The 17,279-nt window shown below is 68.9% G+C and carries 15 protein-coding genes; 9 read left to right on the forward strand and 6 right to left on the reverse strand.

Annotation, left to right across the window (positions count from 1 at the left end):
* Positions 1 to 25 precede the first annotated feature (25 nt).
* Positions 26 to 661: an HAD family hydrolase gene (locus tag AC069H_RS01610; protein ID WP_478223984.1), complete on the forward strand. Its 636-nt coding sequence runs from the start codon at positions 26 to 28 to the stop codon at positions 659 to 661.
* A gap of 265 nt (positions 662 to 926) precedes the next feature.
* Here AC069H_RS01610 and AC069H_RS01615 read toward each other — a convergent pair whose 3' ends face one another.
* The gene (locus AC069H_RS01615) at positions 927 to 2,009 is read right to left on the reverse strand and encodes an inositol-3-phosphate synthase (protein ID WP_191255714.1); all 1,083 of its coding nucleotides are present in this window, start codon (positions 2,007 to 2,009) and stop codon (positions 927 to 929) included.
* A gap of 62 nt (positions 2,010 to 2,071) precedes the next feature.
* Positions 2,072 to 2,617: a PadR family transcriptional regulator gene (locus AC069H_RS01620; RefSeq protein ID WP_005168208.1), complete on the reverse strand. Its 546-nt coding sequence runs from the start codon at positions 2,615 to 2,617 to the stop codon at positions 2,072 to 2,074.
* A gap of 248 nt (positions 2,618 to 2,865) precedes the next feature.
* Here AC069H_RS01620 and AC069H_RS01625 point away from each other — a divergent pair, with 248 nt between their 5' ends.
* The 3 genes from AC069H_RS01625 to AC069H_RS01635 all read left to right on the forward strand — a co-directional run bounded on the left by AC069H_RS01625 (position 2,866) and on the right by AC069H_RS01635 (position 8,834).
* Positions 2,866 to 3,279: a DUF5318 domain-containing protein gene (locus AC069H_RS01625; protein WP_125679417.1), complete on the forward strand. Its 414-nt coding sequence runs from the start codon at positions 2,866 to 2,868 to the stop codon at positions 3,277 to 3,279.
* A 505-nt stretch (positions 3,280 to 3,784) separates the two neighbouring features.
* Positions 3,785 to 6,160, forward strand: coding sequence for a transglycosylase domain-containing protein (locus AC069H_RS01630; protein ID WP_478231400.1), 2,376 nt, complete (start codon positions 3,785 to 3,787; stop codon positions 6,158 to 6,160).
* A 160-nt stretch (positions 6,161 to 6,320) separates the two neighbouring features.
* Positions 6,321 to 8,834 carry a transglycosylase domain-containing protein gene (locus tag AC069H_RS01635; protein WP_478231012.1) on the forward strand — a complete coding sequence of 838 codons (2,514 nt, stop codon included), beginning with the start codon at positions 6,321 to 6,323 and terminating at the stop codon, positions 8,832 to 8,834.
* On the opposite strand, the gene AC069H_RS01640 is transcribed toward AC069H_RS01635, so the two are convergent.
* Positions 8,835 to 9,884 carry a Gfo/Idh/MocA family oxidoreductase gene (locus tag AC069H_RS01640; protein WP_478223982.1) on the reverse strand — a complete coding sequence of 350 codons (1,050 nt, stop codon included), beginning with the start codon at positions 9,882 to 9,884 and terminating at the stop codon, positions 8,835 to 8,837.
* Positions 9,885 to 9,939: 55 nt separating this feature from the next.
* On the opposite strand from AC069H_RS01640, the gene AC069H_RS01645 reads away from it, so the two are divergent.
* Positions 9,940 to 11,028, forward strand: a complete 1,089-nt coding sequence (locus AC069H_RS01645; protein ID WP_478231013.1) for an ROK family transcriptional regulator — start codon at positions 9,940 to 9,942, stop codon at positions 11,026 to 11,028.
* Between the two features lie 17 nt (positions 11,029 to 11,045).
* On the forward strand, positions 11,046 to 12,593 hold the full coding sequence (locus tag AC069H_RS01650) for a glycosyltransferase family 87 protein (protein ID WP_478223980.1): 1,548 nt from the start codon (positions 11,046 to 11,048) through the stop codon (positions 12,591 to 12,593).
* Here the strand turns inward: AC069H_RS01650 and AC069H_RS01655 are convergent.
* From AC069H_RS01655 to AC069H_RS01665, 3 genes are all read right to left on the reverse strand, one after another.
* On the reverse strand, positions 12,550 to 12,885 hold the full coding sequence (locus AC069H_RS01655; protein WP_478223979.1) for a hypothetical protein: 336 nt from the start codon (positions 12,883 to 12,885) through the stop codon (positions 12,550 to 12,552). The two genes, AC069H_RS01650 and AC069H_RS01655, sit on opposite strands and share 44 nt — an antisense overlap.
* 44 nt (positions 12,886 to 12,929) lie before the next feature.
* Positions 12,930 to 13,439 carry a hypothetical protein gene (locus AC069H_RS01660; RefSeq protein ID WP_478231014.1) on the reverse strand — a complete coding sequence of 170 codons (510 nt, stop codon included), beginning with the start codon at positions 13,437 to 13,439 and terminating at the stop codon, positions 12,930 to 12,932.
* Positions 13,440 to 13,558: 119 nt separating this feature from the next.
* On the reverse strand, positions 13,559 to 14,338 hold the full coding sequence (locus tag AC069H_RS01665) for a deoxyribonuclease IV (protein ID WP_478231015.1): 780 nt from the start codon (positions 14,336 to 14,338) through the stop codon (positions 13,559 to 13,561).
* A 119-nt stretch (positions 14,339 to 14,457) separates the two neighbouring features.
* Here AC069H_RS01665 and AC069H_RS01670 point away from each other — a divergent pair, with 119 nt between their 5' ends.
* The 3 genes from AC069H_RS01670 to AC069H_RS01680 all read left to right on the forward strand — a co-directional run bounded on the left by AC069H_RS01670 (position 14,458) and on the right by AC069H_RS01680 (position 17,245).
* Positions 14,458 to 15,249 carry a hypothetical protein gene (locus AC069H_RS01670; RefSeq protein ID WP_478231016.1) on the forward strand — a complete coding sequence of 264 codons (792 nt, stop codon included), beginning with the start codon at positions 14,458 to 14,460 and terminating at the stop codon, positions 15,247 to 15,249.
* Between the two features lie 122 nt (positions 15,250 to 15,371).
* Positions 15,372 to 16,259, forward strand: coding sequence for a hypothetical protein (locus tag AC069H_RS01675; protein WP_478231017.1), 888 nt, complete (start codon positions 15,372 to 15,374; stop codon positions 16,257 to 16,259).
* 101 nt (positions 16,260 to 16,360) lie between these two features.
* Positions 16,361 to 17,245 carry a hypothetical protein gene (locus tag AC069H_RS01680; RefSeq protein WP_478231018.1) on the forward strand — a complete coding sequence of 295 codons (885 nt, stop codon included), beginning with the start codon at positions 16,361 to 16,363 and terminating at the stop codon, positions 17,243 to 17,245.
* The last annotated feature ends 34 nt before the right edge of the window (positions 17,246 to 17,279 follow it).

Genomic DNA, 17,279 nt, shown 5'->3' on the forward strand with positions numbered 1-17,279 from the left:
CCGGACAGCGCCTAGGGTTGAGGGCGTGGAAGCGGTGATCTTCGATCTCGACGGTGTCCTGGTGGATTCGGAAAAGATGTGGGACGAGGTCCGCCGGGCGGTCGTCCACGAGTTCCACGGCACCTGGCGGGAGGAATCGACCAGGGCCATGCAGGGGATGAGCACCCCGGAATGGGCGGCTTACCTGGCGCACGACCTCGGCGTCCAGCTCCGGCCCGGCGACGTCGCGCAGGTGGTGATCGACCGGATGGCGCGGCGGTACGCGGAGAAGCCGCCGATCATCCCTGGCGCGCCGGAGGTCGTGCGCGAGGTCGCGAAGCACTGGCCGGTGGCGATCGCGAGCTCGTCGCCGCCGCTGCTGATCAAGGCGTTCCTCGACATCACGCGGCTGCCGGTGCCGACGGCGGTTTCGTCGGAGCAGGTCGGCGCCGGAAAGCCGGCGCCCGACGTGTACCTGAAGGCGGCCGAGCTACTGGGCGCGGAGCCGAAGAACTGCGCGGCCGTGGAGGACACGACCAACGGGCTGCGCGCGGCGCTGGCCGCGGGGATGACGGTGTACGCGGTGCCGAATCCGCACTTCCCGCCGGATCCGGCGGTACTGGAGCAGACCACGGTGGTCGGCAAGATCACCGACCTGCCGGCGGCGCTGCAGGAGGGCTGAACAACCGCGTGATCGTCCAAGGACTCTCACCGAGAGGACCGTGCCCGGTTCAAGTGATTCGCGTGGATTGAGGGCGGATCGTGAGTGCTGACGAGGGGTTAGAGCCGACCGTGTCTTAGGCACCTACGTGGGTTTCCGGCTGCGGTGTCCGTGAAGGCCTCCTTGCCTACCCTGAGGGTTGGCAAGGAGGCCTTCACGGACTCGGCAATCGCCACGTACGTCCCACAGGCGGTGAAGGGAGCTTTCAGCCCACGTCAGGGGAGGGTCACGCCTCGCCGGCGATGAACTTCTCGACCTCGTCGCGCGCGGTGGCGTCGTCGTACTGCTCCGGCGGCGACTTCATGAAGTACGAGGAAGCCGAGAGGATCGGGCCGCCGATGCCGCGGTCCTTCGCGATCTTCGCGGCGCGCACGGCGTCGATGATGATGCCCGCCGAGTTCGGCGAGTCCCACACCTCGAGCTTGTACTCCAGGTTCAGCGGTACGTCGCCGAAGGCACGGCCTTCGAGCCGGACGTAGGCCCACTTGCGGTCGTCGAGCCACTGCACGTAGTCGGACGGCCCGATGTGGACGTTGCCCTTGCCGAGCTCGCGGTCGACCTGCGAGGTGACCGACTGGGTCTTCGAGATCTTCTTCGACTCGAGCCGCTCCAGCTCCTTCATGTTCAGGAAGTCCATGTTCCCGCCCACGTTGAGCTGCATCGTCCGGTCGAGCTGGACGCCGCGGTCTTCGAACAGCTTCGCCAGCACGCGGTGCGTGATGGTGGCGCCGACCTGGGACTTGATGTCGTCACCGACGATCGGGACACCGGCCGCGCGGAACTTCTCCGCCCACTCGGGGTCGGAGGCGATGAACACCGGCAGCGCGTTGACGAACGCCACACCGGCGTCGATGCAGGCCTGCGCGTAGAATTTGTCGGCTTCTTCGGAGCCCACCGGCAGGTACGAGACGAGCACGTCGACCTCGGCCTCGCGCAGCGCGGCGACGACGTCGACCGGGGTCTCGTCGGACTCCTCGATGGTCTCGCGGTAGAAGCGGCCGAGTCCGTCGTAGGTGTGCCCGCGCTGCACGGTGACACCCAGCGGCGGCACGTCGGCGATCTTGATCGTGTTGTTCTCCGAGGCGAAGATCGCCTCGGACAGGTCACGGCTGACCTTCTTGGCGTCCACGTCGAACGCGGCGACGAACTCGATGTCGCGGACGTGGTACTCGCCGAACACGACGTGCATCAAACCGGGCACGCGAGTGCTGGGATCTGCGTCACGGTAGTACTGAACGCCCTGGACCAGCGAGGCCGCACAGTTGCCGACGCCCACGATGGCCACCCGAACGCGGCGGTTCTCGCCCATGCCGGTTTCTCCTTCATTAGTCCAACAGTTGTAGGTAATGCGCAGCGCGCTCGGAGAGCGCCTCAGGTCTCCGGGCCGCGCTGCTCGGCCTGTTCGTGCGCGATCAGCTCGTTGAGCCAGCGCACCTCCCGCTCACTGGACTCCAGCCCGAGCCGGTGCAGCTCACGGGTGTAGCGGTCGATCTTCTCCTCGGCCCGCGCCATTGCCGTCCGAAGTCCTTCACGGCGTTCCTCGACCCGACGACGGCGGCCTTCCAGGATTCGCATCCTGACGTCGGCCGGTGTCCTCGAAAAGAACGCCAGGTGGACGCCGAAGCCTTCGTCGTCCCACGTCTGCGGCCCTGCGTCGCCGAGCAGTTCGGCGAACCGTTCCTTGCCCTCGGCGGTGAGCTTGTACACACGCTTGCCCCGGCGTGCCCACGCCCGGTCTTCCACCTCTTCGAGCTCCTCGACGAGGTAACCGGCGCGAAGCAGCCGACGCAGGGTCGGGTACAGCGAGCCGTACGAGAACGTCCGGAACATCCCGAGCGTCTCGTGCAAACGTTTGCGCAGCACGTAACCGTGCATGGGGGTCTCGTGCAGCAGCCCCAAGATCGCGAGCTCGAGCACACCGCACCCCCTTCCGGGAACAAACCGCGACCGGTCGCGTTGGCCACCGTGACCGGCTCGGTCAACCTACCGGCCCACTATATCGCGCCGATACATCGAAGTGGTGTAGCTAACCCCGAACGAGTACCCGGAAAACCCACCGAAATTCATCGGACAGTTATCGAATCTTCGGCGTGTCCGACCGCATACGGACCGTCCCGCCGACAACGGGGCGTGGACCACACAGCAAGAGCCCGTACTCTGTTGGCGTGCGAAACCAGCGGCAGGTCGTGGACTACGCCTTACAGCGGCGCGCGCTGCTCAAGGGCGTCCACTCCGGACGGGTCGGCACATACGACGTCTGCGACGCGGGCCCGTACCTCCTCCGTGCCGCGAAATTCCACGGCCGACCAGGTGATCAGGACTGCCCGGTCTGCCATCGGGAGGAACTGACCCTGGTGTCGTGGGTGTACGGCGACGAGCTCAAGCACGCCGCCGGATCGGCCAAGACGCCGGACGAACTGGTACGGATGGACGGGCACTTCGCGGAGTTCACCGTCTACGAGGTCGAGGTCTGCGGGAGCTGTCACTGGAACCACCTGGTGCGGTCCTACGTCCTCGGAACAGGAGATCCGGGAACCACCCGGCCACGGACCCGGTCGCAGAGGACAGCGGGTCAGTGACAGGTATCGAAAACGCAGTTGACCACAGAGCGGCGTCCCCCGAAGCGCCGGTCTGGGAGGCCCATTCGTGAACGACGACCGCAATCGCTCCTGGCCTGGCCAGGAGCCTGATGCACCTCGCCGTGCCCAATGGCCGGGCGAAACCGACGATCCCGGCTGGCCGAGCGAAGAACCGCCGCGCCGCCCCCAGCGCCGGACTCCCCCGAACGGCATCCCCCGCTCGGCGAACCCGCGTCCTCCCCACCCCCGCGCCGCCAACCCGCAGTGGCCGGGCGGCGACGCCGGCGGCCCCGAGTGGCCCTCCGGTGATGAACCCCGCGAACCGCGCCGTCCCGCGGCCCCGCGCCGTCCCAACGGCATGCCCCCGCGCAGGCAGGGACCCCCGCCGCCCGGTGGCCGTGCCGCCGGTGACCAGCGTGCCCGCAACGGCGCCGCCGGGCACCGCCCGCCGCCGCCTCCGCCCGGCGACCGCCGTCCTCCCGCCCCGGCCGATCAGGCCACCGCGATGGTCCGGCCGGTCGAGCCGGAACCGTACGAGCGCGAGCCGGAACTCATCACCCACCACGCGCACAACGGCACCGAAGACCCATACGGCTACGACCCGTACGACGACCGCTATGACGATCGTCACCCGAGCGCCGCGTTCGGCGCCGAGGGCGAAGACGCGTACGACGAGTCCGCCGAAGACGAGCAGGACGACAAGAAGAAGGTCCTCACGCCGAAGCAGCGCAAGAAGCGGCGCTGGCGCATCGTCCGACGGGTCCTCTACGCGATGTTCGGCCTGTTCGTCGTGGTGCCCGCGATCGCGTTCGTCATCACCTACTTCCTGGTGGACGTCCCGTCGCAGGAAAGCGTCGCGAGCCTGCAGAGCCAGCCGATCACGCTGATGTACGCCGACGGCAGCCCGATGGGCAAGATCGCGCCCGCCAGCGGCGGAAGCCGGTACCTGCTGAAGCCCGGGGAAGTCCCGGACGTGGTCAAGAAGGCCGTGTACGCGGCCGAGGACTCGTCGTTCGAGACCAACTCCGGTTTCGACGTCGGCGGCATCCTGCGCGCGGTCTACAACAACGTCACCGGCGGCCAGGGCGGCGGTTCGACGATCTCCCAGCAGTACATCAAGAAGGCCACGGCCAACGAGGCGCCGACGCTCACCCGTAAATGGACCGAGCTGGCCAAATCCTTCAAGATGAACAACCAGATGTCCAAAGAGGAGATCATCACCGCCTACCTCAACACCATCTACTTCGGCCGCGGCGCGAACGGCATCGAAGCGGCCGCGCAGGCCTACTTCAAGAAGCCCGCCAAGGAGCTCGGCGCGTCCGAGGCCGCACTGCTCGCCGGGCTGATCCAGGGCCCGAGCCGGTCCGAGAACGACGCGTACGCGCAGCGGCGCTGGAACTTCGTGATGGATCAGATGGTGTCGAACAAGTGGCTCGACCCGGGTGAGCGTGCCGCCGCGCAGTTCCCGAAGCCGATCCCGAAGGCGCAGGCGAAGGCCGACAACGCCGGGACGATGAGCCTGCACATCCGCAACCGGGTGATCGACGAACTCGAAGCCCGCGGCTACGACCAGGACCGGCTGCACCAGGGCGGCTTCAAGATCACCACGACGATCGACCCCAAGGCGCAGAAGATGGCCGAGGAGTCCGTCGCCGAGGGGATGAAGGGCCAGACGGACGAGAACATCCTGAACGCGCTGGTCGCGATAGACCCCAAGACCGGCGGCGTGGTCGCCTACTGGGGCGGCCCGGACTGGACGAAGAACGACAAGGGCCAGGACGTCCAGGCCATCGACTGGGCGAACGTCCCGCACAACCCCGGTTCGGCGTTCAAGGCCTTCGACCTCGCCGCGTTTCTCAAGATGGGCAAAGGCCTCGGCGAAACCTTCGACGGCACCAACAACCGGAAGTTCGACGGCCGCACGGTCCGAAACGCGGGCGAGAGCTCCAGCTGCGGTCCTCAGTGCACGGTCGCCGAGGCGATGAAGGTCTCCGCGAACACCGTGTTCTACGACATGGTCCGCAACGAGACGAAGATCGACCCGGTGGCGAAGGCCGCGAAGGAAGCCGGCGTGATGGTGGAGGCCGAAGGCGGCAAGGCGAAGCTGAGCCCCGACATCAACATCGCGCTCGGCGGTGGTGGCACGGTCACCACCGCGGAGGACATGGCGGCCGGTTTCGCCACGTTCGCCGGTGAAGGCGTCCGGCAGAAGCAGCACTTCGTCGCCAAGCTGACCAACTCGCAGGACGAGGTCGAGTTCGACGAGACGACGCCCAAGGGCACGCCCGCGTTCAGTGACGACGCCGCCAAGAGCAAGCAGATCGCGGGCAATGTCACGGACGCGCTCGAAGAGGTCATCCCGTACTCGAAGCTCAAGTGCCCGAAGGGTCACGAGTGCGCGGGCAAGACCGGAACGCAGCAGTACGACTTCAAGGACAGCGACCCGGCGAGCTACCGCGACCGCAACGCGCAGACCTGGATGGTGGGCTACACGCCGAGCATCTCGACGTCGGTGTGGGTCGGCGGCGACGGCAACAAGCCGCTGCACGACAAGAACGGCAAGGCGGTCTACGGCCGGACCATCGCCGGTCCGATCTGGGAAGACTTCATGGCCCGGTACATGACCGGCAAGCCGTCGGAGAAGTTCGACAGCGTCAAGCCGATCGGCAAGGACGCGCGCTACGTGCCGACGACGACGGCCCAGAAGCCGCCGCCGACGACGACGACACCCGAGACGCCGACGACCACCCCGACACCGACGACGCCCACCGAGCCGACCGAGACGACGCCGACGAAACCCACCAAGCCGACGAAGCCGAGCTGGACGAGGCCCGGCCCGGGGACTTCGGATCCGTTGTTCCCGAACGCCGAAGATCCGTGACGATCGGGCTGAACAGGTGCTGAAAGGTGTGCCGGGCGAGTGCCCGGCACACCTTTTTTCTTGGCGGCGATGAACCTGAACCGCTCCGATACGTCTTAACTGGAAGGAGACCTGCGACCGCAGGACCGCGCTCACCACGGAAGGTTCGGAGGACGTCCCAGTGAACGACGATCCCCACGGCGGATGGCCAGGTCAGGACCCTGACCCCGCACGTCGTCCGCAACGCCCGGCCGGACCGCCCCGCCGCCCCGCCGGCCCGCCCCCCGGGTACGGGCAGCGGCCGGGTCCCGGATCGCAGGGCCCTGGCCAGGCGCCGTGGCAACGGCAGGGCACGCCTCAGCAGCCGCCACCGCGGCGCCCGCAGCGGCCACCGGTCGCGCCGCAGCACGAGCCGGACCTCATCACGCACCACGAGCACAACGGCACCACCGACCGCGGCTACGACGAGCCGTACGACGATGAGCCGTACGGCCCGGAGACCGACGAGAACGGGAAGCCGATCCTCACCCCGGCCCAGCGCAAGAAGCGCCGGTGGAGACGCATCAGGCGAGTGCTGCTCGCGCTGTTCTGCCTCTTCTTCGTCATCCCGGCGATCGCGTTCGTGATCACCTATTTCGCCGTCGACGTGCCGTCGCCGCAGTCCGTCGCGGCCACGCAGGGCCAGGCGGTGACGTACTACTACGCCGACAACACCGAGATGGGCAAGGACGTCCCCAAGGGCGGCAACCGGCAGATCCTGACGCCGGAGCAGATCCCGGACATCGTCAAGAAGGCCGTCATCGCCACGGAGGACGCCTCCTTCGAGACCAACTCCGGCTTCGACATCGGCGGCATCCTGCGCGCGGTCTACAACCAGGTGACCGCGGGCAAGGGCGGTGGTTCGACCATCTCCCAGCAGTACATCAAGGTCGCCAGCGGGGACGACGAGTCGACCCTCACCCGTAAGTGGACCGAGCTCGCCAAGTCCTTCAAGATGAACCAGACGTACGAGAAGAAGGACATCATCTCGGCGTACCTGAACATCATCTACTTCGGGCGCGGCGCGTACGGGATCGAGTCTGCCGCGCAGGCGTTCTTCGGCAAGCCCGCCGGCGAGCTGAACGCGTCCGAGGCGGCGCTGCTCGCGGGCCTCATCCAGCAGCCGGGCCGCTCGGAGAACCCGAAGGTCGCGAACGAACGCTGGAACGTCGCGCTGAACCGGATGGTGCAGAACGGTTTCCTCCCCGCCGCGGAGCGGGCGAACATGCAGTTCCCGACTCCGGTACCGCAGGAGGACAAGGAGCAGGCGGGTGTCGTCAACAGCTTCATCCGTGACAAGGTCAAGGAAGAGCTCGCCGCGAACGGCATCACCGACGACGTCTACTACACGGGCGGCTACAAGATCTACACGACCATCGACCCGAAGGCGCAAGCCGCCGCCGAGAAGGCGATCGCCGAGGGAATGAAGGGCCAGACCGACGAGAACCTGCTCAACGCGCTCGTCGCCATCGACCCGAAGACCGGCGGCGTGAAGGCGTACTACGGCGGGCCGTCCATCGTGAAGGGACCCAACGGCCAGGACCTCAAGGGCCGTGACTGGGCGAACACGCCACAGAACCCCGGGTCGTCCATGAAGCCGTTCGACCTCACCGCGTACATGCAGCTCGGCAAGGGCGGCATCAACTCGACGTTCGACGGATCCAACAACCGGCAGTTCGGGAAGCAGACGATCCGGAACGCCGGCCCCGGCAGCACCTGTTCGCAGCAGTGCACGGTGGCCGAGGCGATGCAGCGGTCGGCCAACACGGTGTTCTACGACATGGTCGTGAACGTGACCAAGCCGGGGCCGGTGGCACAGGCAGCCAAGGACGCCGGGGTCAAACCCGCCCCCGAGGGCGCCTCCGAGCTGTTCGCCGACAACAACATCGCGCTCGGCGGTGGCAAGACGGTCATCAGCCCGGAGGACATGGCCGCCGCGTACGCGACCTTCGCGGCCGAAGGCCAGCGGCTGGACAAGCACTTCGTCGTCAAGGTGACCAACTCGCAGGACGAAGCCGCGTACTCCGCTCCCGAAGAGGCGAAACCGGCGTTCGCCGACGACGCCGCCAAGAGCAAGCAGATCGCCGGGAACGTCACCGAGTCGCTCAAGGGTGTCATCCCGTTCTCGAAGCTCAAGTGTCCCAACAACCACGAGTGCGCGGGCAAGACCGGAACCCAGCAGCACACCTACCGTCCTGGCGAACCCGCGTCGGCGAAGGACGCCAACTCGCAGACCTGGATGGTCGGCTACACGCCGTCGATCTCGGCCGCGGTGTGGGTCGGCGGCGACGGCGACAAGGCGCTGAAGGGCAAGAACGGCAAGTCGATCTTCGGTTCGACGATCGCCGGCCCGATCTGGCAGAAGTTCCTTTCCCTGTACCTGAACGGGAAGCCGGGGGAGCGCTTCGAGAAGGTCAAGATCATCGGCGGGGACGACAGCAACACCGTCCCGTCGACGCAGACCCCGCCGGGCGAGGACGAAGGCTCGACCGAGACCGGCACGCCGTCGACGGGCCCGTCGACCGGGTCTTCGTCTTCGCGGAACGAGGATGACGAAGAGACGTCCAGCTCGAAGAACCCGCCGACCTCCAGCCAGAACAACGAAGAGGGCGGCAACGGGAGTCCCGGCCGGGGCGGCAGAGGCGATACCGAATAGCTAGAGGGTGACGACGCGCCGTTCGGCACCCGCGAGGTGAGCGGCTTCGATGACCCGGAGCGCCTCGACGGCGGAGGCGGGATCGACCGGGAAGTCGCCCTTGCCGAGCAGCGCGTCGCGCACCTGCGCGTAGAAGTCCTCGTACCGGCCGACCTCGGTGGGCACCGTTTCGACGTCGTCGTTCACGCCGAGCACGCCCGCGTCCGACGGCGGCTCGACCGCCCAGCCGGGGTCGCCGGGCCGCAATCCGTCCTTGATCTGCGGCTCCTGGACGTCGAGGCCGTACTTCGTGAAGGTCGCCTTGTCGCCGAGCACGCGGAATCGCGGGTTCCGGGTGCCCGCGAGCGCGGACGCCCACAAGTGCGAACGCACCCCGTTGGTGTGCCGGAGGGCGACGAAGGCGTCGTCGTCGACGGACACCCCGGCGCGGCGCCTGTCGACCTCCGCGTAGACCTCGGCGACCGGGCCGAACAGCTGCAGCGCCTGGTCGACGATGTGCGCGCCGAGGTCGTAGAGGAGGCCGCCCGCCTCGGCGGGGTCGCCGAACTCGCGCCAGTTGTCCCGCGGCTTCGGCACCCAGCGGTCATAGCGTGATTCGAAGCGGAAGACGTCGCCGAGCCTGCCGGTCTCGAGGACTTTCCGGACGGTGAGGAAATCCGAGTCGAAACGGCGGTTCTGGAACACCGTCAGTCCGACTCCCTTGGCCTTCGCCGCTTCGACGACCTTCGCCGCTTCGGCCGCTGTCGGCGCGAAGGGCTTGTCGACGACGACGGGCAAGCCCGCCTCGATCGCCCGAAGCGCGAGCGGAACGTGCGTTCGGTTCGGCGTGCTGACGACGACCAAGTCCAGCTCGCCGGCCTTCGCGAACAACGCGTCCGCGTCCGGCAGCACGTCGGCGGCCGGATAGTCGGCGCTCGCCTGTCCGGCCCGGTCCGGATTCGAGGTGACGACGGCGGCCGGGGTCAGCCCCGGTGTCGCGTCGACCAGCGGCGCGTGGAAGACGCGTCCGCCGGTGCCGTATCCGAAGATCCCCACTCGCAAGTCAGCCATGACCCCATTAAACAACAGTGTTGCGTAATCAGCCAGTCATGGCAGGATGCGCGCTATGCCGGAGACCGGGGTCAATCTGCGCGGCCTGCGCCAGCACAATCGGACACTGCTGCTCACGCACATCCTGCGCGCGGGCGGCCTCAGCCGCGTCGAACTCGCCGAACGCACCCGGCTCACCCAGCAAGCCGTCTCGAAGATCGTCCCCGAACTCCTCGAAGCCGGCCTGCTGGACGAGGAACGCCAGCCCGCGTCCGGAGTCGGCAAGCCGCGCACCCTGCTGCGCGTCCGCGCGGACGCCCGTTACGCGCTCGGCGCCCAGCTCGACCGGGACTCGTTCCGCGTGCTCAGGACCGACCTGACCGGGAAGATCATCGCGTCGCGCGGCGGGCCCCTGTCGCCCGGATTCACCCCTGACCAGGCCGTTTCCGCCCTCGGCGAAGCGACCGAAGCACTACTCGACGGCGTCGAGCGCGAACGTGTCCTCGGCCTCGGCGTCGGCAGCGTCGGCCCTCTCGACCACCGCGAAGGAGTCGTCCGGGACGCCACGAACATGCCGGGCTGGCACCACGTCCCCCTGCGCGACCTGCTCGCGAAACGCACCGGGCTGCCCGTGCGGCTCGACAAGAACACCAACGCCGCCGCCTTCGCCCAGCACTGGCCGGAGGGCGACCAGGCCGCGACCGCCGTCGTGCTCGTCGGCACCGGGATCGGCGTCGGCCTGCTGATCGACGGCAGGCTGTATCGCGGGCCGCGGACCAACGCGGGCGAATTCGGGCACACCACGCTCGCCTTCGACGGACCGCGATGCGCATGCGGCCGGCGCGGCTGCGTCGAGGTGCTGCACAACGCGGCGGCGACCACGGAAGAGGCGGCGGGCCTGCTGGGGATCGGTCTCGCCGACCTCGTCCAGGTCCTCGACCTCGAACGTGTCGTGCTGACCGGGCGTTCGGTCCGCGCGGAGCCCGAGGTCTACCGCGACACCGTCGCGGCGCGGCTGCGGGAACTGCTGCCTTTGCCGCACTGGCAACGGATCCAGGTCGATCTCGACGAGATGGGCGACGACGTCGTCGCGTTCGGCGCGGCGGCGGAGGTGCTGGCCGGGTTCTACGACAGCGGCGACATCACCGGGTGGTCACCCGGATAGGCGCTAACATCCGCCAGGTGTCCGACCAGACGACCCAGCCCGAGGCTCCGCTCTCCCTCACCCCCGGCGAGCGGGTCATCCCGAGCTGGAACGAACCGCTCGTGGCCGCGGCCACGAGACCGATCGGCGGCCCGCTCGGCGAGCACGCGGCCGTGGGGCGGCACTGGTTCTGGTCGCCGCAACGGGTCGGGCTGCTGCTGGCCTGCCTCGCGCTGGTGCTCTCGTGGTTCGGCAAGGCGTCGTGCATCCAGCAGTACACCGACGATTCCGGGACCCACCAGCTCGACTGGCGGGCGGGCCGCCCGTTCGTCGCGATGTGCTACTCGGACATCATCCCGCTCTACAGTTCCGAGCGCCTGAACGATCCGGACACCTTCCCGTACGTGACTTCGTGGACCGAAAACGCGGGAACGGCGAAGGAGACCACTCGGTACATGGAGTACCCGGTCGCGACCGGGTTGTTCCAGTGGATCAACGCGAAGCTCACCGAAGCGTGGCTTTCGGTCGCGGAATCGGGCTGGCTGCCCGGCGCGCTCCCGGTGGCCGTGTACTTCGACATCTCGGCGCTCTGGCTCGCACTGGCCTGGCTCGTCACGGTGTGGGCGACCGGCCGATCGCTGAAACGACGTCCGTGGGACGCCGTGCTGGTCGCGATCTCGCCGCTGGTGCTGGTGCACGTCTTCACCAACTTCGACGCCATCGCGACCGCGTTCACCGCGACCGCGCTGCTCGCGTGGGCCCGGCGCCGTCCCGAGGTGGCGGGCTTCCTGCTCGGGCTCGGCGCGGCGGCGAAGCTGTATCCGCTGCTGCTGCTCATCCCGTTGTTCTTCCTGTGCCTGCGCGCGGGCAAGGTCAAACACTGGGCGCTCACCGCCGGGCTCGCCGCGGCGACGTTCGTGGTGGTCAACGTCCCGTTCGCGCTCGCCGCGCCGACCGGCTGGTGGGAGTTCTTCCGGCTCAACACGGCGCGCCCGATGGATCCCGACTCGCTCTACAACGTGGTCTCCCACCTTTCCGGCTGGGCCGGTTTCGACGGGAAACTCGCCACGGGGCAGACACCGGTCGTGCTCAACGCCGTCGTCGCGGTGCTGTTCCTCGCCGCCTGCGCCGGCATCGGGTACGTCGCGATGAAGGCGCCGCGCCGTCCACGGCTGGGCCAGCTGGCCTTCCTCGTGGTGGCCGCGTTCCTGCTGACCAACAAGGTGTGGAGCCCGCAGTATTCGCTGTGGCTGGTCCCGCTGGCGGTGCTCGCGATCCCGCGCTGGCGACTGCTGCTCGGCTGGATGGTCCTCGACGCGCTGGTCTGGGCGCCGCGGATGATGTACTACCTCGGCGTCGACAACAAAGGGCTGCCCGAAGACTGGTTCCTCGGCACCGTCGTCGTCCGCGACCTCGCGGTGGTCGGCCTCTGCGCGCTGGTGATCCGGGAGATCCACCAGCCGCGCAAAGACCCCGTCCGCGCCGCCGGGGACGACGATCCGATCGGCGGTTTCCTCGACGGCGCACCCGATTCGCGCACCGTCAAACGCGCTTCAACACCTCAGGCCCAGGACGTTCCAGCCTGACGTGCTTGCCGAAGTCCTCGGCCCCGAAGTCGTCGATCTGCACGACGACGGCTTCGGGCGACGTTTCGATCAGACGGCAGCTGAACCAGTCGTCGCCCTGCTTGACCGACCAGCGCTCGGCGAGGACGGCCAGCCCCTCGGCCTCCAGCAACGCGACGGAGTCGTCGAAGGCGGCGGGCCCGCCGAGCGGGTAGCCGAAAACGGTCAGTGCCTGCCAACGGGTTTCCGGCGCGGGGACGACGTAGCCGACATGCTCGCCGTCCTCCGCCCGGTACACGGTCCGATTCTTCATGCGGCACAGGCTTGACCCTCCCGTGGCGTGAGGGTCAAGCCGATTCAGCGCACGACGTAGCCGCCCGTGCTCGTCGCGAAGAACGGCACCGGCGCGGTGCAGGGCAGGACGTCCTGTTCGAAACCGGCGTACGCCCAGCTCCAGCCGATCCGGTCGTGGCCGCGCGGCACGTCCCGCACCGAGAAGCCGACGCGGCGGCCGACCAGGTTCACCGGGAAGCCGGGGATGTCGGCGCGTTCGATCACGCCGGTCAAAACCGCGAGGTCGCCCTCACTCGAGACGCAGTCGACCTTGCCCTCGAAATCGGCGAACGGCTTTCCGTCCTTGGTCAGATGATTCACGTGGAACCGGCCCGACGACTTCCCGGGTTCCCCGAACGCGGCGAAGTCGAACCGGACCGGGTCGCCCTCGAAACCGGGGAACGTCAGCGGTCCGCCCGCCGATCCCACGACGACCGAACCGGACGACGGAGCCGCCGTCGCCTGCGTCGCCCCCAGCGTTCCCGCCGCGACGGCGAGCACGGCGACCGCGGCGATCTTCGACCTGATGTTCATGGCTTCCCTCCAGCACCGGGTGTTTCCCGGTCGAGGTCGAGCCTTTCGCGATCGGCGTGCCCGGCCCTCCCGCCGGAGAGGGAACGGTCTCCCGCGCGAGTACGGCGCGAGACCGGACCTCAGGCGGAGGCGACGCGCTCCCGGACGTAGGCGATGTCCGCGGCCTGCCCGTCGGGCGGGGTCTCGACGACCACCGGGGCACCCGCCTCGGCCGCGACCGCGACCAGCACTTCGGGATCGATCGTGCCGTCACCGCCGACGACGTTGGCGTGCCGGTCCCGGGTGGAACCGAACTCGTCACGCGAGTTGTTGAGGTGCACCAGGTCGATCCGGCCGGTGATGGCCTTGACCTTCTTGACCGCCTCGGTCAGGTCCCAGCCCGCCGCGTACGCGTGGCAGGTGTCGAAACAGAAACCCGCGCCGAAGTCGCCGACCTTGTCCCAGAGCCGGGCGATCGTCTCGAGGTCGCGCGTCATCGCGTTGTCACCGCCCGCGGTGTTCTCGATCAGGATCGGCACGGCGAAACCGCCCTTTTCCTGTTCACGCTCGAAAAGCTTGCGCCAGTTGACGAGGCCTTCCTCCACGTCCTCCCCGGCGCCGACATGGCCACCGTGCACGACGAGCCCTTTCGCGCCGATCGCGGCGGCGCCGTTCGCGTGCTGCGTGACGTTCTTCCGTGACGGGATACGGATGCGGTTGTTCATCGACGCCACATTGATCAGGTACGGCGAGTGGATGAACACCTCGACCGGCGATTCCTTGATCGCCTCGCCGTGCGGGTGGGGTTTGGGAGCTTTCCAGCCCTGCGGGTCGGAAAGGAAGAATTGGAGGACTTCGGCTTCGCGCTCGGCGACCGCGATCAGCGGGTCGTCGTCGCGGACATGGGCACCGATTTTCATGGTGGCAACTTACCCTCGCGGGTTTTTCGCCGTCGCGACTCGGATGGTCACGCTCGTGGGGTAGCGTGAGCGCGTTCCGTTAAACCGCGTTGGGTCCTGAGGGGCGGAGGACGAACTCGATGGGGAAGACTGCCGGGCGGATCACGGCTTGGGGATTCGCGCTTTCGGTCACGGCCGGACTAGCGTTCCCGATGACCGCGACGGCCGCCGAGGAACCGAATCCGACCCTTTCCGGCGACTGCGCCGCCACGCTGCAGAACGGGAAGTCCGCCGACGGACTCGTTCTCGACGCCGGCGCTCCGCTGAATTCGCCCGAGGCGCTGACGGTCGGCCTGGACTCGAAGGCCAAGACCGCCGAAGGACGAAAGCCGCTGCTTTCGCTGCCGGTCGGCGATCTGGTCAAGACCACCGGCCTCACCGACAACGTGGTGGGCGACCTCGCCGCGCAGGGCGTCTGCAAGCCCGCGCAGGGCACGGTGAACGCGGTCGGGAACCTGACGCAGGGCGTCGCGGACGAGCTGCCGCTCCCCGACCCCGACCCCGAACCCGAGCCGCCGAACCCGGAGCCCAAGCCTCCGGCACCGGGGCCGGGTCAGCCCGGCGGTCCGGGCAGCGAACTCCCGGTGCGGACCGGTCCGGGTTCCTCCACCGGTATCGGCGGCGACTCGATCGCCGGCGTGATCAGCAACGCGGCGCTGCTCCCCGGCAGCTTCGTCCAGGCGCCGGTGATCACCGAGATCATCCCCGGCGAGGTGCCGCCGCCGACCGTCGACGAGAAGGACGCCGGCAACGCGCAGGCCATCCAGGCGCCGGTCGCCCCGGCCAAGCTGCCGCTGCTGCTCGCGGTGCTGGCGCTGGCCGTCGTCGCCGCCGCTCTGGTCCGTGCTTGGCTGCGGGGTAAGCCCGCCTGATTCACCCTCCGTGACGCCCGCTTCCACTCGAATGCCTGACTTCTTCGAGTGAGCGGGCGTTACTCGTCTCCATTAGCGTCGTTGTGCAGGTAGGTGACCCCGACGACGGAGGAGTCGAAGGCATGCGCGAACGGACACGGAGGGCGACCGCCCTGGGTGCGTCGGCCTTCATTCTCGCGGGCTCGGCCGCCCTCGCCATGCCCGGCACGGCCGCCGCCGCCGAGACCAAGACCGCGACCTGCGGGGGATCGGTGACCGCCAAGACCGGCGACACGATCCTCGGCAAGACCCCGTTGCTCGGCATTCCGCTCAACCTCGGCCAGGCCGGTCCGGTCTCGGGGGTGCTCACGGGCACGATCGACGCGCTGCTCGGCACCCTCTGCAAGGTGACGGTGACCGTGGTGAACACCGTCGTCGCGCCGGTCCCGGTCGTCGGCGAACCCGCGGCGGAGGCGCTGAACGGCGCCGTCACCGGCACCCACGAAGCCTTGACCGGCGGTGGCAAGCCCGCTCCCGGAACCCAGCCCCAGCCAGGGAAACCCGCTCCCGGCACGCCCGGCAGCGGCGGCCCGCAGACGGGCGGACCGGGTGCTCCCGCGCAGGGCGGCGGCCCGGTGGGCGGCATCCCGGCGGCGAACAGCCCGCTGCTGCCCGGCACCTTCACCCCGAACTTCGGCAACCTGCCGTGGGGCATCAGCACGGGCTACGCCCCGATGCGCGACTACAGCTCCATCCCGATGGCGACGGCCGGTCTCTTCAGCCCGTCGCCCGGCCTCCGGTACGGCGGTCAGATCCCGGGTTACGCGCCCCAGTTCGGCATCGCGACCGAGAACCAGGCCGGGAACCCGGACGTCCAGAACGCGGGACAGGCCGAAGCGCTACCGAACGTGAGCGACGGATTCACTCAAGACGGGAAACTGCCGCTGCTGATCGCCGTTTTGGCACTCTCCGGAGTCAGCGCGGGCCTTGTCCGCACCTGGGTCCTCCGCCGAATGGCCGCTTCAAGTTAGTCCTACCGCCTAGTATCTTTCGGGTCACTCCCTCGTTATCCCCGTTGCAGTGATTCCTCGTGCACTGCCACACGCCCCCACCGACCCGGAGGATCGCCCCCGTGCGGAAGACCACCATCTGGCAGACCACCCGCAAGGCGCTCACCGTCACCGCACTCGCGACCATGGTCACCGGGGGCGCGCTCCTGACCGCGGGCACCGCCTCGGCGGCGACCACGCTGGCGAACGCGTGCAGCGGGACCGTCAACGGCGGGATGGGCGACACCGTCGCGATCACCGGCACCTCGGTCAAGGAACTGGTGCGGGCGGGCGCGCGGGAAGCCGGCACGCTGGCCCTCTACGACGTCGCCGCGAACGACATCGCCAAGGTCAACACCATCAACGTCGGCGCGGTCCCGAACGCCGCGGGCGGTTCGGTCGACGGCAAGGCGATCGGCGCGGCCGTGCGCCAGGCGGTCAAGGACACCAAGTCCTGGGGCCTCGGGCTCAACCCCGAAAAGACGCTGAACTCCATCGAGCACAAGGTCGCCGGCAGCTGCGGCCTGACGACGGTCGCGACGAACTACGTCGCGCCGACCCTGCCGACCCCGGGCACCACGGCCCCGCAGCAGGGCGGCAACGGCGGCGGCACCAACGGCCTCCCGTCCTCGCCGAGCCTGCTGCCCGGCGGCAGCAACGGCACCGGCTACGCCCCGCCGCGCGACTACGGCAACCTGCCGGTCGCGCAGCCGGGTGTCGCGGTGGCGCCGGGCGTGCGCTACCCGGCCAACAGCCCGCTCCCCGGCGAGGGCGCCCCGCAGTACGGCACCGACGGCCAGGCCGGGCAAGGTGGCCCCGACGTCCGCAACGCGGGCAACGCCGAAGCGCTCGCGACGGACGGCATGCCCGGCGGCGACGTCCAGCTGCCGATGCTGCTCGCGGTGCTCGTGCTCGCCGGCGTGACCGCCGCGCTGGTCCGCACCTGGGTCCTGCGCCGCGTCGCCTGACCGCCAGGTACGCTTACCTGGACAAACCCTCCTG

Source organism: Amycolatopsis sp. NPDC043887, assembly GCF_056435665.1.